Origin of the sequence: Sorangium aterium, assembly GCF_028368935.1 — a bacterium.
Lineage (GTDB): Bacteria > Myxococcota_A > Polyangia > Polyangiales > Polyangiaceae > Sorangium > Sorangium atrum.
The window spans coordinates 779,927-795,482 of record NZ_JAQNDK010000005.1; the positions used below are offsets into that span (position 1 = coordinate 779,927).

The 15,556-nt window shown below is 71.8% G+C and carries 10 protein-coding genes; 7 read left to right on the top strand and 3 right to left on the bottom strand.

The genetic code is table 11. The features are described 5' to 3' along the window. Positions 1 to 181 precede the first annotated feature (181 nt). On the bottom strand, positions 182 to 559 hold the full coding sequence (locus POL72_RS41235; RefSeq protein ID WP_272102343.1) for an RNA recognition motif domain-containing protein: 378 nt from the start codon (positions 557 to 559) through the stop codon (positions 182 to 184). Between the two features lie 481 nt (positions 560 to 1,040). Between POL72_RS41235 and POL72_RS41240 the strand changes: the two genes are divergently transcribed. Next, a complete protein-coding gene (locus POL72_RS41240) occupies positions 1,041 to 3,002 on the top strand; it encodes a hypothetical protein (protein ID WP_272102344.1) in 1,962 nt (653 codons plus the stop codon). A gap of 37 nt (positions 3,003 to 3,039) precedes the next feature. Here the strand turns inward: POL72_RS41240 and POL72_RS41245 are convergent, their stop codons facing one another. After that, complete coding sequence (locus POL72_RS41245; protein ID WP_272102345.1) at positions 3,040 to 4,164, bottom strand: S8 family serine peptidase; 1,125 nt, start codon at positions 4,162 to 4,164, stop codon at positions 3,040 to 3,042. Between the two features lie 131 nt (positions 4,165 to 4,295). On the opposite strand from POL72_RS41245, the gene POL72_RS41250 reads away from it, so the two are divergent. Continuing rightward, entirely contained in the window at positions 4,296 to 4,628 is a 333-nt protein-coding gene (locus POL72_RS41250) for a hypothetical protein (protein ID WP_272102346.1), read from the top strand. Between the two features lie 96 nt (positions 4,629 to 4,724). Here the strand turns inward: POL72_RS41250 and POL72_RS41255 are convergent, their stop codons facing one another. Continuing rightward, the gene (locus tag POL72_RS41255) at positions 4,725 to 5,585 is read right to left on the bottom strand and encodes a fibro-slime domain-containing protein (protein WP_272102347.1); all 861 of its coding nucleotides are present in this window, start codon (positions 5,583 to 5,585) and stop codon (positions 4,725 to 4,727) included. Between the two features lie 562 nt (positions 5,586 to 6,147). Between POL72_RS41255 and POL72_RS41260 the strand changes: the two genes are divergently transcribed. The 5 genes from POL72_RS41260 to POL72_RS41280 all read left to right on the top strand — a co-directional run bounded on the left by POL72_RS41260 (position 6,148) and on the right by POL72_RS41280 (position 15,333). After that, entirely contained in the window at positions 6,148 to 7,713 is a 1,566-nt protein-coding gene (locus tag POL72_RS41260) for a YncE family protein (protein ID WP_272102348.1), read from the top strand. Beyond that, positions 7,710 to 9,134, top strand: a complete 1,425-nt coding sequence (locus POL72_RS41265) for a YncE family protein (protein ID WP_272102349.1) — start codon at positions 7,710 to 7,712, stop codon at positions 9,132 to 9,134. Before POL72_RS41260 ends, POL72_RS41265 begins: the two co-directional genes overlap by 4 nt. A 67-nt stretch (positions 9,135 to 9,201) precedes the next feature. After that, positions 9,202 to 9,369, top strand: a complete 168-nt coding sequence (locus tag POL72_RS41270; protein WP_272102350.1) for a hypothetical protein — start codon at positions 9,202 to 9,204, stop codon at positions 9,367 to 9,369. A 208-nt stretch (positions 9,370 to 9,577) separates the two neighbouring features. Continuing rightward, positions 9,578 to 9,898 (top strand): hypothetical protein, encoded by a 321-nt coding sequence (locus POL72_RS41275; protein WP_272102351.1) that lies wholly within the window; start codon positions 9,578 to 9,580, stop codon positions 9,896 to 9,898. Further along, positions 9,841 to 15,333 (top strand): AAA family ATPase, encoded by a 5,493-nt coding sequence (locus POL72_RS41280; protein ID WP_272102352.1) that lies wholly within the window; start codon positions 9,841 to 9,843, stop codon positions 15,331 to 15,333. The genes POL72_RS41275 and POL72_RS41280 overlap by 58 nt, the downstream gene beginning before the upstream one ends. The last annotated feature ends 223 nt before the right edge of the window (positions 15,334 to 15,556 follow it).

A 15,556-nucleotide genomic window follows, 5' to 3' on the forward strand; every position in this document is an offset into this window, starting at 1 on the left:
CCCGCCAGGAGTCCGGCCACGGATGGCCGGGCTCCTGCGCGGGGCGCCGCGCCTTCGCGCTGGCGTTTCTTGCTTTATTTGCTGGGGGATTCCCCTGCGCTCCGCGCCCCGGCGTCCGCCGTCGAGGCGGCGAGGAGCCCCGCGCGGCGCTGACCGCGCCGCCGGGGTCGACCTTGCAGCGCTACCAGCGGTCGCGCCCGCCGCCGCCGCCGCGGCCACCGCCGCGCCCGCCGCCGCCGCCTCCACGGCCGCCGCCGCCACCACCCCCGCGGAAGCCACCGCCGCCGCCGCCGCCGCCGCCGGGGCCGCCGGTGCGCTCACGCGCCTCGTTGACCGTCAGGGTACGGCCGTCGAGGTCCTTGCCGTGCAGCGCATTGATGGCCGCCTGCGCCTGGGCATCGCTCACCTCGACGAACCCGAACCCGCGCGACTGCCCGGTCATGCGGTCCGTCATCAACTGAATCGAGAGCACCTCGACGCCGGCCCCTTCGAACGCGGTGCGCAGGCTGTCTTCCGTCGAATGGAACGCCAGGTTCCCCACATAAAGCCGCTTGCTCATGTCTGCCGCCAATCCCGTTGCACGATCCCCGCTTCCCTCGCGGACGGCCCGGATCGTGCCGCGGGCCGCACGCGAAAACGCTCCCCGACGACCGGCCGTCACCCCACGTTCGGACGAGGCAACCACGTTGCAGCAGGCGGCCGGATCAGAGGTCGAGGACGAACGAGCCTTGAGGCGCTCCGGAAGCTACCGGCCGGCGACGGGGTACGCAAGGTATTCCCCCAGGCTGGCCGCGTCTGCCTGTTCATGACCGCGCGCCGCGCATCGGGCGCCGGGCGTCGGGCGGCGGCGGCGGGCGGCGGGCGACAGCGCGAACCCGCGTCGGGATACGGCGTGCGCCTCGTGCCGCGATGCTCCGTGCGATGTGGACGAAAAGGGCTCCGGGCCCTCTTCCAACCGTTCGTGCTTGAAGGCCCGGCGAGCCGGCCGCCAGATCGGCATGGTACCCTGCCTGTTCGGAGCTCGACCTGGAGGTCAGATCATGAGGCCACGCGTGTTCTCGGCGGGGGCGGGCCCGCGCACGGTGAATCGAGGGGCGCTCCTCCTCGCCCTGGCGACGGCGATCGCGGCCTCCGCGGCGGCGTGCTCCTCGGGCGACGGCGCCGGCGCGCCCTCGGGCGGGGCGCAGGGCGGCGGCGGCTCCTCGGGCAGCGGCGCCGTGGAGGGGCTCGTCTCGCTGCGCGTCGAGCCGGGCGCCGCCTCGGTCGCGCTCGCCTACGGCGAGTCCGCCGTCGTGCAGCTCGCGGCGATCGGCCGCTTCCAGGACGGCTCCGAGCGCGACGTCACGGCGCAGGTCAGCTGGGGGACCAGCGACCTCTTCGCCCGCGTGGACGCCGGCGAGCTCACGACCGCCTCGCCCGGCCGCGTCCGGGTGATCGCCGCCGACGGGCCCCTCACGGCGAGCGCCGACGTCACCGTCAAGCTCGCCGGCACCATCGCGCTGCCCGGAGCTCCCCCCGGCGCGAGCGCCGCGCTCGACGGCGCGCCCGAGGCGGCGAGCGCCCCCGCGATCGCCTATCCCCTCGACGGCGCGCTCTTCCCGTCGAACATCGGCGAGGTCGAGGTCCACGTGCGCAAGGGCAGCGCCGGGCAGCGCGTCGGCCGGATCGAGATGGTGGGTGATCTCATCGATCTGAGGTTGGTCGGCGCCTGCGAGCCGCTGCCGGACGAAGGCGGGTGCGCGATGGCGCTCCCCGCGGAGGTGGTCCCGATGCTCGTGCGCACGAGCGAGGGCGAGGTGATGGAGACGCGCGTCCGCCTCGCGGCCGAGGACGGGGCCGAGCTCGGGGAGAGCGCGGCCATCGACGTCCGGTGGGCGAGCGCGGCGCTCTCCGGCGGCCTGTACTACTGGCGCACCGACGGGACCACGCTCCAGTCGGCCGCCATCTACCGCTACGATCTCGACGACGCGGCGAGCCCGCCCGAGCTGTTCTGGGAGAACGAGCAGTCGCCGCCGCTGGCGAACGGGCAGGAGATGCCCTGCATGGGCTGCCACGCCCTCGCGCAGGCCGGCGACAAGATGGCGCTCACCTTCGGCGGCAGCGGCCCGTCCTCGTTCGCGCTGGTGGACGTCGCGACCGCGGACATCATCGCCCTCCGCAACACCGACGCCGCCGGATTCGCCACGATGACCACGTTCTCGCCGGACGGCGAGCTCATGGTCAACGCCTTCCGCGGCGCGCTGACGCTCCGCCGCGCGGACGAGACGCTCGAGGCGCTCGGCGATCTGTTCGCGCCGACGATCGACGAGGGCGAGCGGCTGACGCAGCCGTTCTGGTCGCCGGACGGCAAGCACCTCGCCTTCGTCGCGTGGCAGCCGGGGGAGAACGGCGCGGGCGACGAGCTTTACGGCGACACGGTCCGGGGCGCGCAGATCCTGATCGCGCGCTCGGACGGGGCGGGCGCGTTCGAGGCGCCGCGGGCCCTCGTGCCGCGCGCGCAGGACAGGAGCCATTACTATCCCGCCATCTCGGACGACGGCGCCTTCGTTGTGTTCAACACGTCGCGTTGCGACGGGCCGCCCGGCAACGGGCCTTACGGCAACGACCCGTGCGACACCTATGACGACAACTCCGCGCGGCTCCAGATCATCCCGGTCGAGGGGGGCGCGCCCGTCGATCTCGCCCGGGCGAACGGCGATGACACCTGGGCGAACTCGTGGCCGCGCTTCGGGCCGAGCCACGACACCTACCGTGGCAAGAACCTTTACTGGGTCGCGTTCTCGTCGCGGCGCCCCTACGGCCTGCGCCTCGCCGGGTCGAGCGACGGCACGACCACGCCGCAGCTCTGGTTCGCGGCCGTGACGCTCTCGCCGGGAGGGGCGCAGGGCGGCGACCCGAGCTTCGCGCCGGTGTGGATGCCCCGGCAGAACGACGACATGGCCCATCCGACGGGCAACCATATCCCGCAATGGGCCGAGAAGGCGCTCCCCGTGCCGCAGTGAGCGAGGCAGGAGAGGGGCTCGCCGCCGGGCCTCCCGCTCAGGCGGCGCGCGCGGCGGCCACGGCGGCGCGGGGCTGCACGACGCCGAAGCCCTGCCGCTCCGCCGCGATGCCGGGCAGCCCGCGCGCGGTCTTCATCAGGATGCGCCGGCATTGCTGCGGGGAGAGGCGCGGGTTCGCCTCGAGCATCTGCGCCACGACGCTGCTCACGATCGGCGCGGCGAAGCTCGTCCCGTCCACGTGTTTGTAATGGCCGGAGATCACCTTCTGATCGCGCAGCTTGGCCGCCGCGAGCTGGCGCACGAGGTACGGCTCGCGGCCGGCGATGGCGTCGAGGTCCGGATCGACGCACGCGTGCTCGACGAGCAGCCCGGGCAGCTCCTCGTCCAGGGCGCTGTCGAGCAGCGAGAGCAGCTGCGCCTGCGCCGCGGTCGGCGTCCCGGGCAGGATGGGCGCTGCGAGCCATATCGCCGGCGCGATGATCTCCGGCTTCTGCAGCCCGTCGAGGGTGAGGCCGTACGAAGAGTGGTAGTTCCACGTCTGCTCTCCTGCGCCGCCGTCGTCGAGCCCCCCGACGGCGATGACGCTCGGCGCGCTCGCCGGCGGCAGGACGCGGTGCCCCGGGTCGTGCCCCGCGTTGCCCGCGGCGGCCACGACGACGATGCCGTGCCGGGTGGCGTCGTCGGCGGCGCGCGACAGGCTCCCGGTCAGGTACGACTCCTCGTAATCGCCTCCGCAGGAGATGTTGAGCACACGGATCCCGTACTGCTCGCGGTGCGCGATCACCCATTCGATGCCGCGCCGGATGTCGTCGTGGACGATGCGGTGGGCGAAGCCGACCTTGACCAGCACGAGGTTCGCCTCCCAGGCGAGCCCGCGGAAGCGCCCGTCGGAGAGCGCGCCGTTCCCGGCGGCGACCACCGAGGTCATCATGCCGTGCCACGACGAGGCGTCGCCGTGCTCGAGCGCCGACGGCCCCGCCTCGGGCGCGAAGAGATCGTGGTAGGCGAGGACGCGGTTCCGGGGCGTTGTGAGGTCCGGGTGGGCGTAAAAGCCGGAGTCGAGGAAGGCGATGGTGACGCCGCGGCCGGCGTAGCCAGGGTCCGCGTGGAGCCGGTCCGCGATGGGCAGGATACGCCTGGGGTCGAGGTCGCTCGGAGGCATCGGCGGGACACTATTTCACCGTTCCGCAGCCCCCGCCCGCAGGAACTCCGCGCGAGCCCGCCCGCTCGTTCGGCGGACGCACGCAGCGCGCCGTCTGGACGGGCGCGCGCCGCTCCGGCAGGCTCGGGCGCATGAGGTCGTTCATCGCGACGATGGTGTATGAGCTCCACCCGGACACGCCCCCGGAAGCGAGGAAGCTCCTGCGGGCGCACCTCGTTGGCAGGCGCTGGCAGGACAGGCACGAGGGCGCGGCGATGCCGTCGACGGCGGTCTGGATCCGCCGCTCCGCGGAGGATCACGAGACGACCGACGACCTGCACGCCGCGTGCGCGCGCGACCTCGGCGACGCGGTGGCCGCCGTGGCGCGGGCGGGGCGGTCGATCCAGGTGGTGCGCGCGTGGATCCAGGTCAGCGGCGCAGGGACGTACGGGCTCGTCACGGTGCCGAGGCCGGCGGAAGGCTGAGCGCGCGGGGGGAGGCGCGCTCTGCCGCGGCGCTTCGGATAGGCTTGGTGGCTCGAAGGGAGGCGACGACGGCTCGGCGCGCGCCCCTCGCCGGCGTCAGTTGACCTGGATGCCGCAGTTGAGGAACTCGATCGAGGTGTCGATCCGGAAGTGAGAGTCGGTCACGTGGCGCTCGGCAAAGAAGAAGTCGAGCTGATACGTCTTCCCGATCTCGAGCCCGAGCTCGTCGAGGTCGACGACCTCGAGCTCCTCGGCGTGGATACCCCCGAGGTCGACCACCTTCTTCCCGTTGATGAACGTGAAGACGTCGTCGTCGCCGGCGAACGTGAACTGCTCGCCGCCCTTGTACTGGAAGCCCATGTGCATCTCGAAGGTGAAATGGTAGTTGTGTGGCCGCCCCTCGTTGCCGTACAGCGCCTCGTCGATCGGGAAGAACTCCCGGTTGTTGTACGTCCACACGCCGTCGCCTTCGGGGTCCTCGAACTGCAGCGTGAGGTTCATCGGCATGTTCACGCCCTCGGTGTCGCGGAACCACACGTCGAAGTTCTCCTTGCCGGTCGTGGTCATGGTGCCTTCGGCCCCGCCGCCATAGACGGGTTTCAGGTCCGCTCCGAGGGTGTCCGTGACGATCATGTGATCGTCGCAGTTGATGCACTTGCCCTCGTCTTGCGGCTCCATGTCGGGGTGCGCCTCCTGGAAGTCGCGCACCCGGCCGGTGAACTTGCCGTCGCACGACTTGCCGGTTTCCTGGTCGTCCCCGGGGTTCCCGCCGACACCGCTGCTGCCGACGCTGGGGTTGACCGAGCCGAAGCTGTCATCGTAGCCGCCCGTCCCGGTGGGCCCACCGGTCCCGCCGGGCCCGCTGGTCCCGCCGGGCCCAGCTGCCTGCGACGACGTATCGCCTCCGCTGCTGTTCCCCTGATTGTCCACCGCGCTGCACGCACTCAGCAGACCCATAAGCGCAAGCGCCGCCACGCACCCAGCCGTCTTTTTCATCGCCAACCTCGTGTTAAGAACGCCGTCCCAAGACCCCGACGGCAAATTAGCATGATAACGTCCTCCCGGCGTGCTGACGTGGTGCGTTATCTGATGGAATTGCACCCGGCAAATGTGCCTATTCTTTTGATGGTGCTGGCATTTTCTTTCGACGGTGTTCGTCGGACGAGTCATGGCGCACAGGCGCCCCGGGAGCGGGGAGCACGTGAATTCGGCGATACCGACGCTTCGGTCACCCGGCGGCCGCCGGCCGACTCCCGAGCTGACGGCCGCCGGCCGACTCCCGAGCTGACGGCCACAACCATGTTCCCCTCTGCTGCGCCGGCGACCCTCGCCTGCCGCGCGAGGCGCCTTTCGCGGCGGTGCGATCTCCAGCCACGTCGTTTCGTCCACGGCGCGGGTCGTTCGTGGCTTGGGCCACGTCGCCGGAGCGGCTGCGCCGGCACGAGGGGCTCGACTTCCGGGCACGCTCGGGTTACGCGAGGACCGCTCGTCACGGACACGGAAGAGACGCAGGTGCGCAGTGGACCACGAGACGCGGAGCGATATCGAGCCCGGCTCCAGCGACGCTGATGCGCGGGAGGCTCGCCACGCCGCCGAGGCGAGCCCGGTGCCTGTCCCGTGGACGGAGCCGCTGCCCCGGCGGGAGCCGCCGCCCCGGCGATCGACCGGCGCCGGCCAGGCGGTCTGTCCTGTCTGCCTCGAGCGCATCGCCGCCGGGGTCGCCCTCTGCCCCGAGTGCGGGGAGCCGCCCGACGCGCCCAGGCGGCCAGCGACGGCGCCTTCGATCCCCGATGCCCCCAAGGACGCGAGCTGGCTCGCCCTCCACTGGCGTCCGCTCGTCACGATCGGCGCGATCCTGGGGCTCATCAGCACCGGCGGCGCGCTCCGCTACCTGGCGCCCCACCGGTTCGCGCCGTCCCGGGCCGCGTCGCCTGTCGCTCCCCCGGCCCCGGTGTGCGGGGCGCCGTGCTGGAGCGGCGAGTCGTGCCAGCTCGGCCGCTGCGTCTGGCAGCGCCCGAACGACGTCGGCCACCTGGCCGACGAGCACGCGCCCTCGATCGCCGGGCCCTTCTCGCTCCCCAAGGACGCGCTCGACGCGCTCCCGCTCGACCGCGACCGCTTCGTGGTCGCGCTGTCCGCCGGCCTGGAGGTGCGCAGCTCCCGGACCGGCGAGGCGCTGAGCCTCGTCTCCGAGGCGCCCCACGTCCGGCGCCTGCACCGCGTGGGCGATGTCGTCTACGCGACCGCGCCCTCGCGCATTTACGTGATCGACGCCGCCACGACGCGGCTGCTCAAGACGATCGAGCTCGGCGAGGCCGTGGGCGACATCCAGGTCGGCGCCTCGGGCCGGCGCGCGCTCGCCTCGCTGCCGGCGGCGCACGCGGTGGCGATCCTCGCGACCGAGTACCACGCCGAGATCGAGCGCATCCAGTTCGGCGACGACGCCGTGGGCCCCGTGGCCGTGGACGACAGCGGCAGCCGGGCGATCACGACGACGGGCCAGCTCCCGCTGCCCGGCCAGCGCGAGCCGGCGGGCGGCGTCGCCTATCCGTTCGACCCGAGCCGGCTCGGCTCGGAGCAGGATCGCGTGCGCACCTCGATGGTGGGCAACCCGGCCAGCGCGCTCATGATCCCCGACGGCTCGGCGGGCTTCGTGGCCCTCCGGGCCGAGAACACCCTGGTGCCGCTCACCTGGCTCCCGTCGGGCGCGGTCCGGCAGGAGGCGCGCATCACGACGTGCCGGGAGCCGGAGCAGATCGCGCTCGTCCGGAGCGACCGGCGCGCGATCGTGCGGTGCAACGAGGGGCGGGCGATCCAGGTCTTCGATCTGTCGAAGCGCGAGCTGCTCCGCGCCGTCACGTTCCCCGGCCGCGCGCTCGACATGGCCGTCGCTCCGGACGGGGCGCAGGCGGTCGTCGCGCTGAGCGGCGACGGGGCGGGCTCGGTGGCCCTCGTCGATCTGAAGAGCTATGCGGCGAAGGTCCACCCGCTCGGCGGCGAGCCGACGCGGGTCCGCCTCGCCCCGGACGGCGGCTCGGCGCTCGCGCTCGGCGATCGCGCGAAGGTCGCATGGGTGCTGCAATGAGCGAGCGTCGCGTCCCGTGCCCGAGCTGCGGCGCGCGGATCGTCGAGGGGGCGCGCAAGTGCCGCGCCTGCAAGGGGTGGCTCGGCGAGGGCCACCGCGGCTCCGTGGGGTCGCTCTCCGGCCGCGAGCCGCGCCTGGCGCGGGCCGCGGTGACCGTGGCGAGCGGCGTCGCGGCCGTGATCATCGCCACCCTGACCAGCCTGAAGTCGCCCGTCGGCGAGGCGCCGCCGCTGACAGCGCTCGCGCCGGAGGGCGCCGCCTCGCGCGCCGCGCGCGACACGCCTGACGACGCGCCGGACCCCGCGGCGTTCGGCCCCGACGCCGCCGAGCCCGCGCCGCCCCCGGCGGAGCAGAAGGGCCGCTGGCGCGCCCGCGAGTTCCGGATCGGGGACGTGCACCCGCTCGACGTGGTCTTCAACCCGAGCGGCGCGTCGATCTACGTCAGCGCCGACGACGCCTCGCTGCGCGAGTACAAGCTCCAGAGCGGCGAGCTCATCCACAAGGCGTCGATGCCGGCGCAGGGCGACCACATCCGGCTCCTGTTCGACCGCTACGTCGCGGTGCTGCGGCACGAGGACGCCGCGCGGATCCCGGTGATGGACACGACCGCGTGGGATCGCGATCCGGTCCTGCTCGACGTCGGCCGGACGCCGGGCGACATCGTGGCGCTGCCGGACGGCAGGACGGTGGTCGCGGCGACGACGGACACGAAGCGCGTGACGAAGTTCGAGCTGCCGACGGGGGTGCGGCTCGCGAACATCACGCTCCCGCACGCCACGGGGCAGCTGTTCCTCGTGCAGGCCGAGGGGCGCCCCTACATCGCGGCGCTCGGCGCGCTGACGCACGCGGGCCGGCCGGCGGGCGCGTGGATCGACCTGTTCGATCCGAGCGAGTCGCCGTTCGGCGCGACCCGGCGGAGCATCGCGGTCGGGCGCGAGCCGCGCGAGGGCGACATCACGAGGGACGGCGGCGCCGTGTTCTTCCCTGATCGGCTGTCCAACACGGCGATCCTGCTGAGCGTCGCCGGGGTGACCGAGACGAGGAAGACGCCGGTCGGCGTCGGGCCGACCGCGGGCTTTCTGCTCGACGAGGACCGGTACGGCATCACGCTCAACGCCGAGGCGCGGACCGCGAGCGTCATCGACCTCTCGACGATGGAGGTGAAGAGCACGCTCCCGCTCCGCGGGGTGCCGCTGACGGGGGTGACGTCGCCCGACCGGAAGACGCTCTTCGTGGCGCTCGGCGGGACCCAGTGGCCGCCTGTCGGCAGCGGCGTCGCGGTCATCGCTGGCGACCCGCCGAGGGTCGTCGCGTCGCTTCCCACGGGCAAGGGCGCGTGCGCCGTGGCGGTCTCGAAGGACGGCGCGCGGGCGGTTGTCGCGTCGTACTGGGACCGGTCGATCACGGTGCTCGAGCAGTAAGCCCGGCCGCGGCGGCGGGCGGCGCTCCGCGCGGAGCGCGCCCGCGGCTCCTCTGGAGGGCCGGCGTGTGACTCCGACGTTCCGCGGCGCGCGGGTGACGGACGTCTCCGGCGCCGGCCCGCCCGTCCGGTGCATCCGGCGGCCCGAGCAGCCGACCGATCGCTTCGTGAATCCCCTCCTGCCGGGCGCCGGCCGCGCAGGGACGAGCGCAGCGGGGTTGTCGTGGTATCGATAGGGTATCGATACGGGAGGGACCCGACGTTGGTGCGATCGCGGGAGCAGGGGGCGGGGGGCGCGGTGTCCGGCGGGAGCCGCGCGCGCAGGCCGATCGTGTGGCTGAGCCGCCTCGGGGCGGCACACGGGCTCGGCAGCTCGGGGTTTGCCGACGATTCCGATGTTCCACCCGGCCGACCGGCGCCAGCGCTTCGAGGCGTGTCGTCCTCGTGAGGCTGCCCGAGGAGATGCGCGCTCCTTGCCTATACACGATCTCCGGGACCCTCCACGAGGGCGGCAGAACTCGCCTGCTTCGCGCGGTCCGGAACGCCGATGGCCGCCCGGTGATCTTGAAGGTCGTCGACCCGAGGAGCGGCTGCTCGCAGGACATCGAGCGCCTCCGGCGCGAGTACACGATGGGCAAGACGCTCCGCCACGAGGCCTTCGTCGAGCCGCTCGCCCTGGAGACGTTCGAGGGCTGCCGGCGCTCGTCATGGAGGATTTCGGCGGCGAGTCGCTCGATCGCCTCATCGTCATCGATGCGCCCATGAGCGCCGGGCGGTTCCTCGAGCTCGCGGTCCGCCTCGTCACCTGCGTGGCGGAGCTCCACCAGCGGGACATCCTCCACAAGGACCTCAAGCCCCAGAACATCCTCGTCAACGCGACCACGGGCGAGGTGAAGCTCGCCGACTTCGGTCTTGCCTCCCGGCTCCCGCGCGAGCAGCCCCCGGTGGGGACTCCACCGCTCATCGAAGGCTCCTTGCCGTACCTGTCTCCGGAGCAGACGGGGCGAATGAACCGGGCGATCGACAGCCGCGCAGATCTCTATGCGGTCGGCGTCACATTCTACCAGATGCTCACGGGGCGCCTGCCGTTCGAGGCGCGGGATCCGCTCGAGTGGGTGCATTGCCACGTCGCCCTCGCCCCGCCGCCTCCCTCCGCGGTCGTCCCGGGGGTGCCCGAGGTCCTCTCGGCGATCGTCCTGAAGCTCCTCGCCAAGATGGCGGAGGATCGCTACCAGACCGCCCGCGGCCTCAGGCACGACCTCGAGCGGTGCCTCTCGCAGCACCGAGCGTGCGGCAGGATCGAGCCGTTCTCCCTGGGCGAGCGCGACGTCTCCGGCCGCGTCCAGCTCCCGCAGAAGCTCTACGGCCGCGAGCGCGAGGTGAGCGCCCTGCGGCGCGCGTTCGAGCGCGTCGTGGACACGGGAGCCCCCGAGCTCGTCCTGGTCTCTGGCTATTCCGGCAGCGGAAAGTCGGCCCTGGTTCACGAGCTCTGCAAGCCGATCATCCGGGAACGAGCCCTGTTTCTTTCGGGGAAGTTCGAACGATGCAAACGCGGCGTCCCTCACTTCGCGCTCGTCCAGGCCTTCCGGGAGGTCGTGTGCGAGATCCTCGCCGAGCCGGAGGACCGGATAACGGCCTTCCGGCAGCGGCTGCTCGGCGCGCTCGGGCGCAACGGACAGCTCATCGTGGACGTCATTCCGCAGCTCGAGCTCGTCATCGGCCGGCAACCGCAGGTCCCTGAGCTCCCGCTGGCCGAGGCGCAGCACCGGTTCCGCGTCGTGTTCCGGAGCTTCATCGGGGCGTTCGCCCGGAAGGAGCACCCGCTCGTGCTCTTCCTCGACGATCTCCAGTGGACCAACCCCGCGAGCCTCGGGCTCCTCCATGATCTGGTGACCCACCCCGAGGTGCGCCACCTCCTCTTCGTCGGCGCGTACCGCGACAACGAGGTGACGCCCTCACACCCGCTCATGGTGGCGCTCGACAAGGCGCGAAAGGACGGCGCGCGCGTCTCGGACATCGTGCTCGGCCCGCTCTCCCGGGAGCAGCTGGGCGCGCTCGTCGGCGACGCGCTCCGCTGCCGCAGCGAGGACGCCGCGCAGCTCTCGGCCCTCGTCCACGAGAAGACGGCCGGCAACCCCTTCTTCGCGATCCAGTTCCTCACCGCGCTGCACGAGGAGCGGCTCATCGAGCTCGACGAGCGCGCCGAGATCTTTCGATGGGACGTGGCGAAGATCCGCCAAAAGGGCTTCACGGACAACGTGATCGACCTGATGGTCGGCAAGCTCGTGCGGCTCCCTCCGGGCACCCAGGAGTCGCTGAAGCACCTCGCCTGTCTCGGAAGCACCGCCGACGTCGACCTCCTCGCGATGGTCCGCGGAAGATCGGTGGAGGAGACGCACGCGGACCTCTGGGATGCCGTCCGCGTGGGGCTGGTCCTGCGCAGGGACGTCTCGTACAGGTTCCTCCATGACCGGGTCCAGGAGGTCGCCTATTCGCTCATCCCCGAAGACGAGCGGCCGGCGATGCACCTCGAAGTCGGCCGGCTGCTCGCGTCGCGCGCGGCGCCGGAGGAGGTCGAGGAGAAGATCTTCGAGATCGTCAATCAGCTCGACCGCGGCGCTCCGCTGATCACCTCAGGGCCGGAGCGCGAGCGGGTGGCCGAGCTCAACCTCATCGCGGGCAAGCGGGCCAGGGGGTCGAACGCCTGCGTCCTGGCGCTGAGGTACCTCGCCGTCGGCAGGGCGCTGCTCCCGGAGGATTGCTGGGAGCGACGGTACGAGCTCACCTTCGAGCTCGAGCTCCATCGGGCCGAGTGTGAGTACCTCACCGGCGATCTCTCGTCGGCCGAGGAGCGGCTCTCGGCGCTCTCGCGCCGCGCCGTGAGCCTCGTCGATCTGGCCTCCGTCACGTGCGTGCGCCTCGGCCTCTACACGACCATGGACCGCAGCGATCGCGGCGTCGACGTGGGCCTCGACTACCTCCGCAGCGTCGGCATCGCGTGGTCGCCGCACCCCACGGACGAGGAGGTACGGAAGGAATACGAGCGAGTCTGGGAGCTGCTCGGGAGCCGTCCAGTCGAGGACCTCATCGACTCGCCCGGGATGACGGACCCGGTGTGCGGCGCGATCCTCGAGGTCCTGACCCACGCGCAATCGCCGGCCCTGTTCACCGACGCGAACCTGAATTGCCTCGTCGTGATGCGCATGACGACCCTCAGCCTCCAGTGTGGCAATAGCGACGCATCATGCCTCGCGTACACCTGGTTCGGCATGCTCCTCGGGCCGCGCTTCGGCGATTACCGCATGGCCTACCGGTTCGCCAGGCTCGGCCTCGACCTCCTGGAGCGCCGCGGGGCCCTGCGCTTCAAATCCCGCGTTTACCTGGGCTTCGGGCACCGGGTCAACCCGTGGGTGAGGCACATGCGCACCGGCGTCGAGCTCCTGCGACGGGGCTTCGAGGCGGGGCAGGAGACCGGGGACCTCACGTATGCGTCGTACAACAAGAGCTGCCTGATCACGATCCTCCTCGCCGCGGGAGAGCCCCTCTGCGAGGTGCAGCGAGAGGCCGAGCGCGCGCTCGACTTCGTGCAGCGGGCGCGGTTCGGCCTCGAGGTCGACATCGTCACCGCGCAGCTCAGGCTCATCCGGGCCCTCCGAGGCCTCTTGCCCGATCCCTCCTCGTTCAACGACGCTGACTTCGACGAGCGCCGGTTCGAGCAGCGCCTGGAGGGCGATCCGCGCCTCGCGATCGCCGCCTGCTGGTACTGGATACGCAAGCTGCAAGCGCGCTTCCACGCCGGCGATCTCGACGGCTCGCTCGAGGCCGCCGAGAAGGCGCGGCCGCTCCTCTGGACGTCGGGCTCGTTCTTCGAGGTGGCCGAGTACCACTTCTATGGAGCGCTCGTGCGTACGGCGCGCTGCCGCGCGGCGGACGCCGCCGAGCGGCGCCTGCACCTCGAGGTGCTCGCCGCCCACCAGAGACAGATCGACACCTGGGCGAAGAGCTGCCCCGAGAACTTCGGCGACCGGGCGGCGCTGATCGGCGCCGAGATCGCGCGCCTCCGCGGCGCATGGGACGACGCGGCCCAGCTCTACGAGCAGGCGATCGGCGCTGCGCGCGCGAGCGGCTTCGTCCACGACGAGGCGCTGGCCTACGAGATCGCGTCGGGGTTCTACCGCGAGCGACGGTTCGAGCTGATCGCCGACACCTACCTCCGCGAGGCCCGCGCCTGCTATGTCCGCTGGGGGGCGGACGGCAAGGTCCGGCACATCGATCAGCAGAATCCGCATCTCTGGGACGCGAGGCCGCTCGCCCCGACCGCCTCCTTCGCGGCGCGGTTCGATCAGCTCGACCAGCTCTCGATGGTCAAGGCGTCCCAGACCATCTCGGGCGAGATCGTCCTCGACAAGCTCCTGCGGACGCTGCTCACGGTGGTCCTCGAGCAGGGCGGCGCGCAGCGAGCTTGTCTCGTCCTGTATCAGGACGAGCGCCTCTCCATCGGAGCCGAGGCCATCCTGGAGGAGAGCGGGGAGGTGAAGACCCTCCTCCCGTGCTCTTCGGAAGGCGCTCCACAGCGCGTCCCCATGTCGCTCGTCCGTTACGCGCAACGAACGAAGGAGCGCGTCATCCTGAGTCCTACCGAGGCTTTCGCCGGCAAGTTCTCCGGCGACGAGTACTTCGCGCGGCACAAGCCCAAATCGATCCTCTGCATGCCCATCCTGAGGCAGGCGGAGGTGGCAGGCCTGCTCTATCTCGAGAACGACCTCCTCGCCGGCGCGTTCCCGCCGGAGCGGCTCACCGCCCTGTCGCTGCTCGCCGCGCAGGCCGCGATTTCCCTGGAGAACGCGCGGCTCCTCTCCAAGGAGCAGGCCGCGAGGACCGGGGCCGAGGCGGCGGAGCGGCGTGCGGCCTTCCTGGCCGAGGCCGGGGAGATCCTCTCCGGGTCGCTCGATTACGAGGAGACGCTGGCGCGCGTCGCGCAGCTCGCGGTGCGATCGCTCTGCGACTGGTGCATCACCGACGTCGTTGAAGGCGAGCAGATCCGGCGAAGCATCTGGGCGCACACGGATCCTGCGAAGGAATCGCTGCTCGAGCAGCTACGGCGGCGGTATTCTCCTGCCCTGGACTCGCCCCATCCGGCGGCCAGGGCGCTGCGGTGTGGTGAGCCGCTGCTGATCTCCGGGTGCTGCGAGGAAGAGCTCCGGAAATACTGCGAAGACGACGAGCATGCGAGGCTCATCCGCGAGCTCGGGGTGCAGAGCGCCATCGCGGTGCCGCTCATGGCCCGGGGACGGCCGATCGGGGCGCTGAGCGTCGTTTCGTCCGCGCCGGGGCGCCGCTACGGGCAGGCCGACCTGGAGCTCGTCCGGCACGTGGCGCACAGGGCCGCGCTCGCTATCGACAATGCGCGGCTGTACCGCGTTGCCCAGGAGGCCATCCGCATGCGGGACGAGTTCCTGACCGTGGCGACGCACGAGCTCAACACGCCGATGACGTCGCTCACGCTCTCGCTCGAGGCCATGGATCGGAGCCTTCGCTCCGGTCGGCCCTGCGACCAGCCGGCGATGGGCAGGCAGGTCGACCGCGCGCTGCGGCAGGCCATGCGCCTGGCCCGCCTGAACAGCGAGCTCCTCGAGGTCTCGAGGATCGACACGGATCGGGTCTCGCTCGACGTCGCCGAGGTCGACCTCGGTGCGGTCGTGCGCGACGTGATCGCGCGGTTCGAGCTCGATCTGGCGCGCGCCGGGTGCTCGGTCTCGCTGAGGACCAGCGGCCGGAACGTGGGCCTCTGGGATCGCTCCCGCGTCGACCAGATCGTCACGAACCTCGTCGCCAACGCGATCAAGTTCGGCGCGGGCAAGCCCATCGAGATCGTGGTCGGCGAGGAGGCCGGGACAACGCGGTTGTCCGTGAAGGATCACGGGATCGGCGTCGACCCGGCGCGCCAGGAGCGGATCTTCGATCGCTTCGAGCGCGCCGTGTCCGACAGGCATTACGGCGGGCTGGGGCTAGGCCTTTACATCAGCCGCCAGATCGCGCAGGCGCACGGCGGCTCAATCCGTGTCGAGAGCGCGCCCGGCGCCGGCGCCACGTTCACCGTCGAGCTCCCCGGCGCCGGACCGCCGGTGTCGCCGCGGGCGCCGGATTTCTCGAACGATTCGATAGGATCGTGCGGCTCCAGGAGGCAGCTCAGGCAGTGATGTCCTGGGATCGTTCGAGCCGTCGTAACGCTCTTCTTCTTCGCGCTACCGGCTCGCCAGAGGTGGTGAGAACACCAGCCTTCGCTCTTCGCGTGGACTCCCCATCTGTTCCACGGACCGTCGCGGCACCCGGCGATGCTTCCCCGGTTGACGCTACACGCCGTCCGCCCGATAGCTTTAGCATGCGTTCGGGGAACATCCTGGCCCTGCTCGGAGTCGGGCT

What these genes read in the sequence shown, in the direction of transcription:
- POL72_RS41280 (WP_272102352.1), top strand. Translation starts at nt 9,841, where the DNA reads ATGGAGGATTTCGGCGGCGAGTCGCTCGATCGCCTCATCGTCATCGAT.
- POL72_RS41240 (WP_272102344.1), top strand. Translation starts at nt 1,041, where the DNA reads ATGAGGCCACGCGTGTTCTCGGCGGGGGCGGGCCCGCGCACGGTGAAT.
- POL72_RS41250 (WP_272102346.1), top strand. Translation starts at nt 4,296, where the DNA reads ATGAGGTCGTTCATCGCGACGATGGTGTATGAGCTCCACCCGGACACG.
- POL72_RS41235 (WP_272102343.1), bottom strand. Translation starts at nt 559, where the DNA reads ATGAGCAAGCGGCTTTATGTGGGGAACCTGGCGTTCCATTCGACGGAA.
- POL72_RS41265 (WP_272102349.1), top strand. Translation starts at nt 7,710, where the DNA reads ATGAGCGAGCGTCGCGTCCCGTGCCCGAGCTGCGGCGCGCGGATCGTC.
- POL72_RS41255 (WP_272102347.1), bottom strand. Translation starts at nt 5,585, where the DNA reads ATGGGTCTGCTGAGTGCGTGCAGCGCGGTGGACAATCAGGGGAACAGC.
- POL72_RS41245 (WP_272102345.1), bottom strand. Translation starts at nt 4,164, where the DNA reads ATGCCTCCGAGCGACCTCGACCCCAGGCGTATCCTGCCCATCGCGGAC.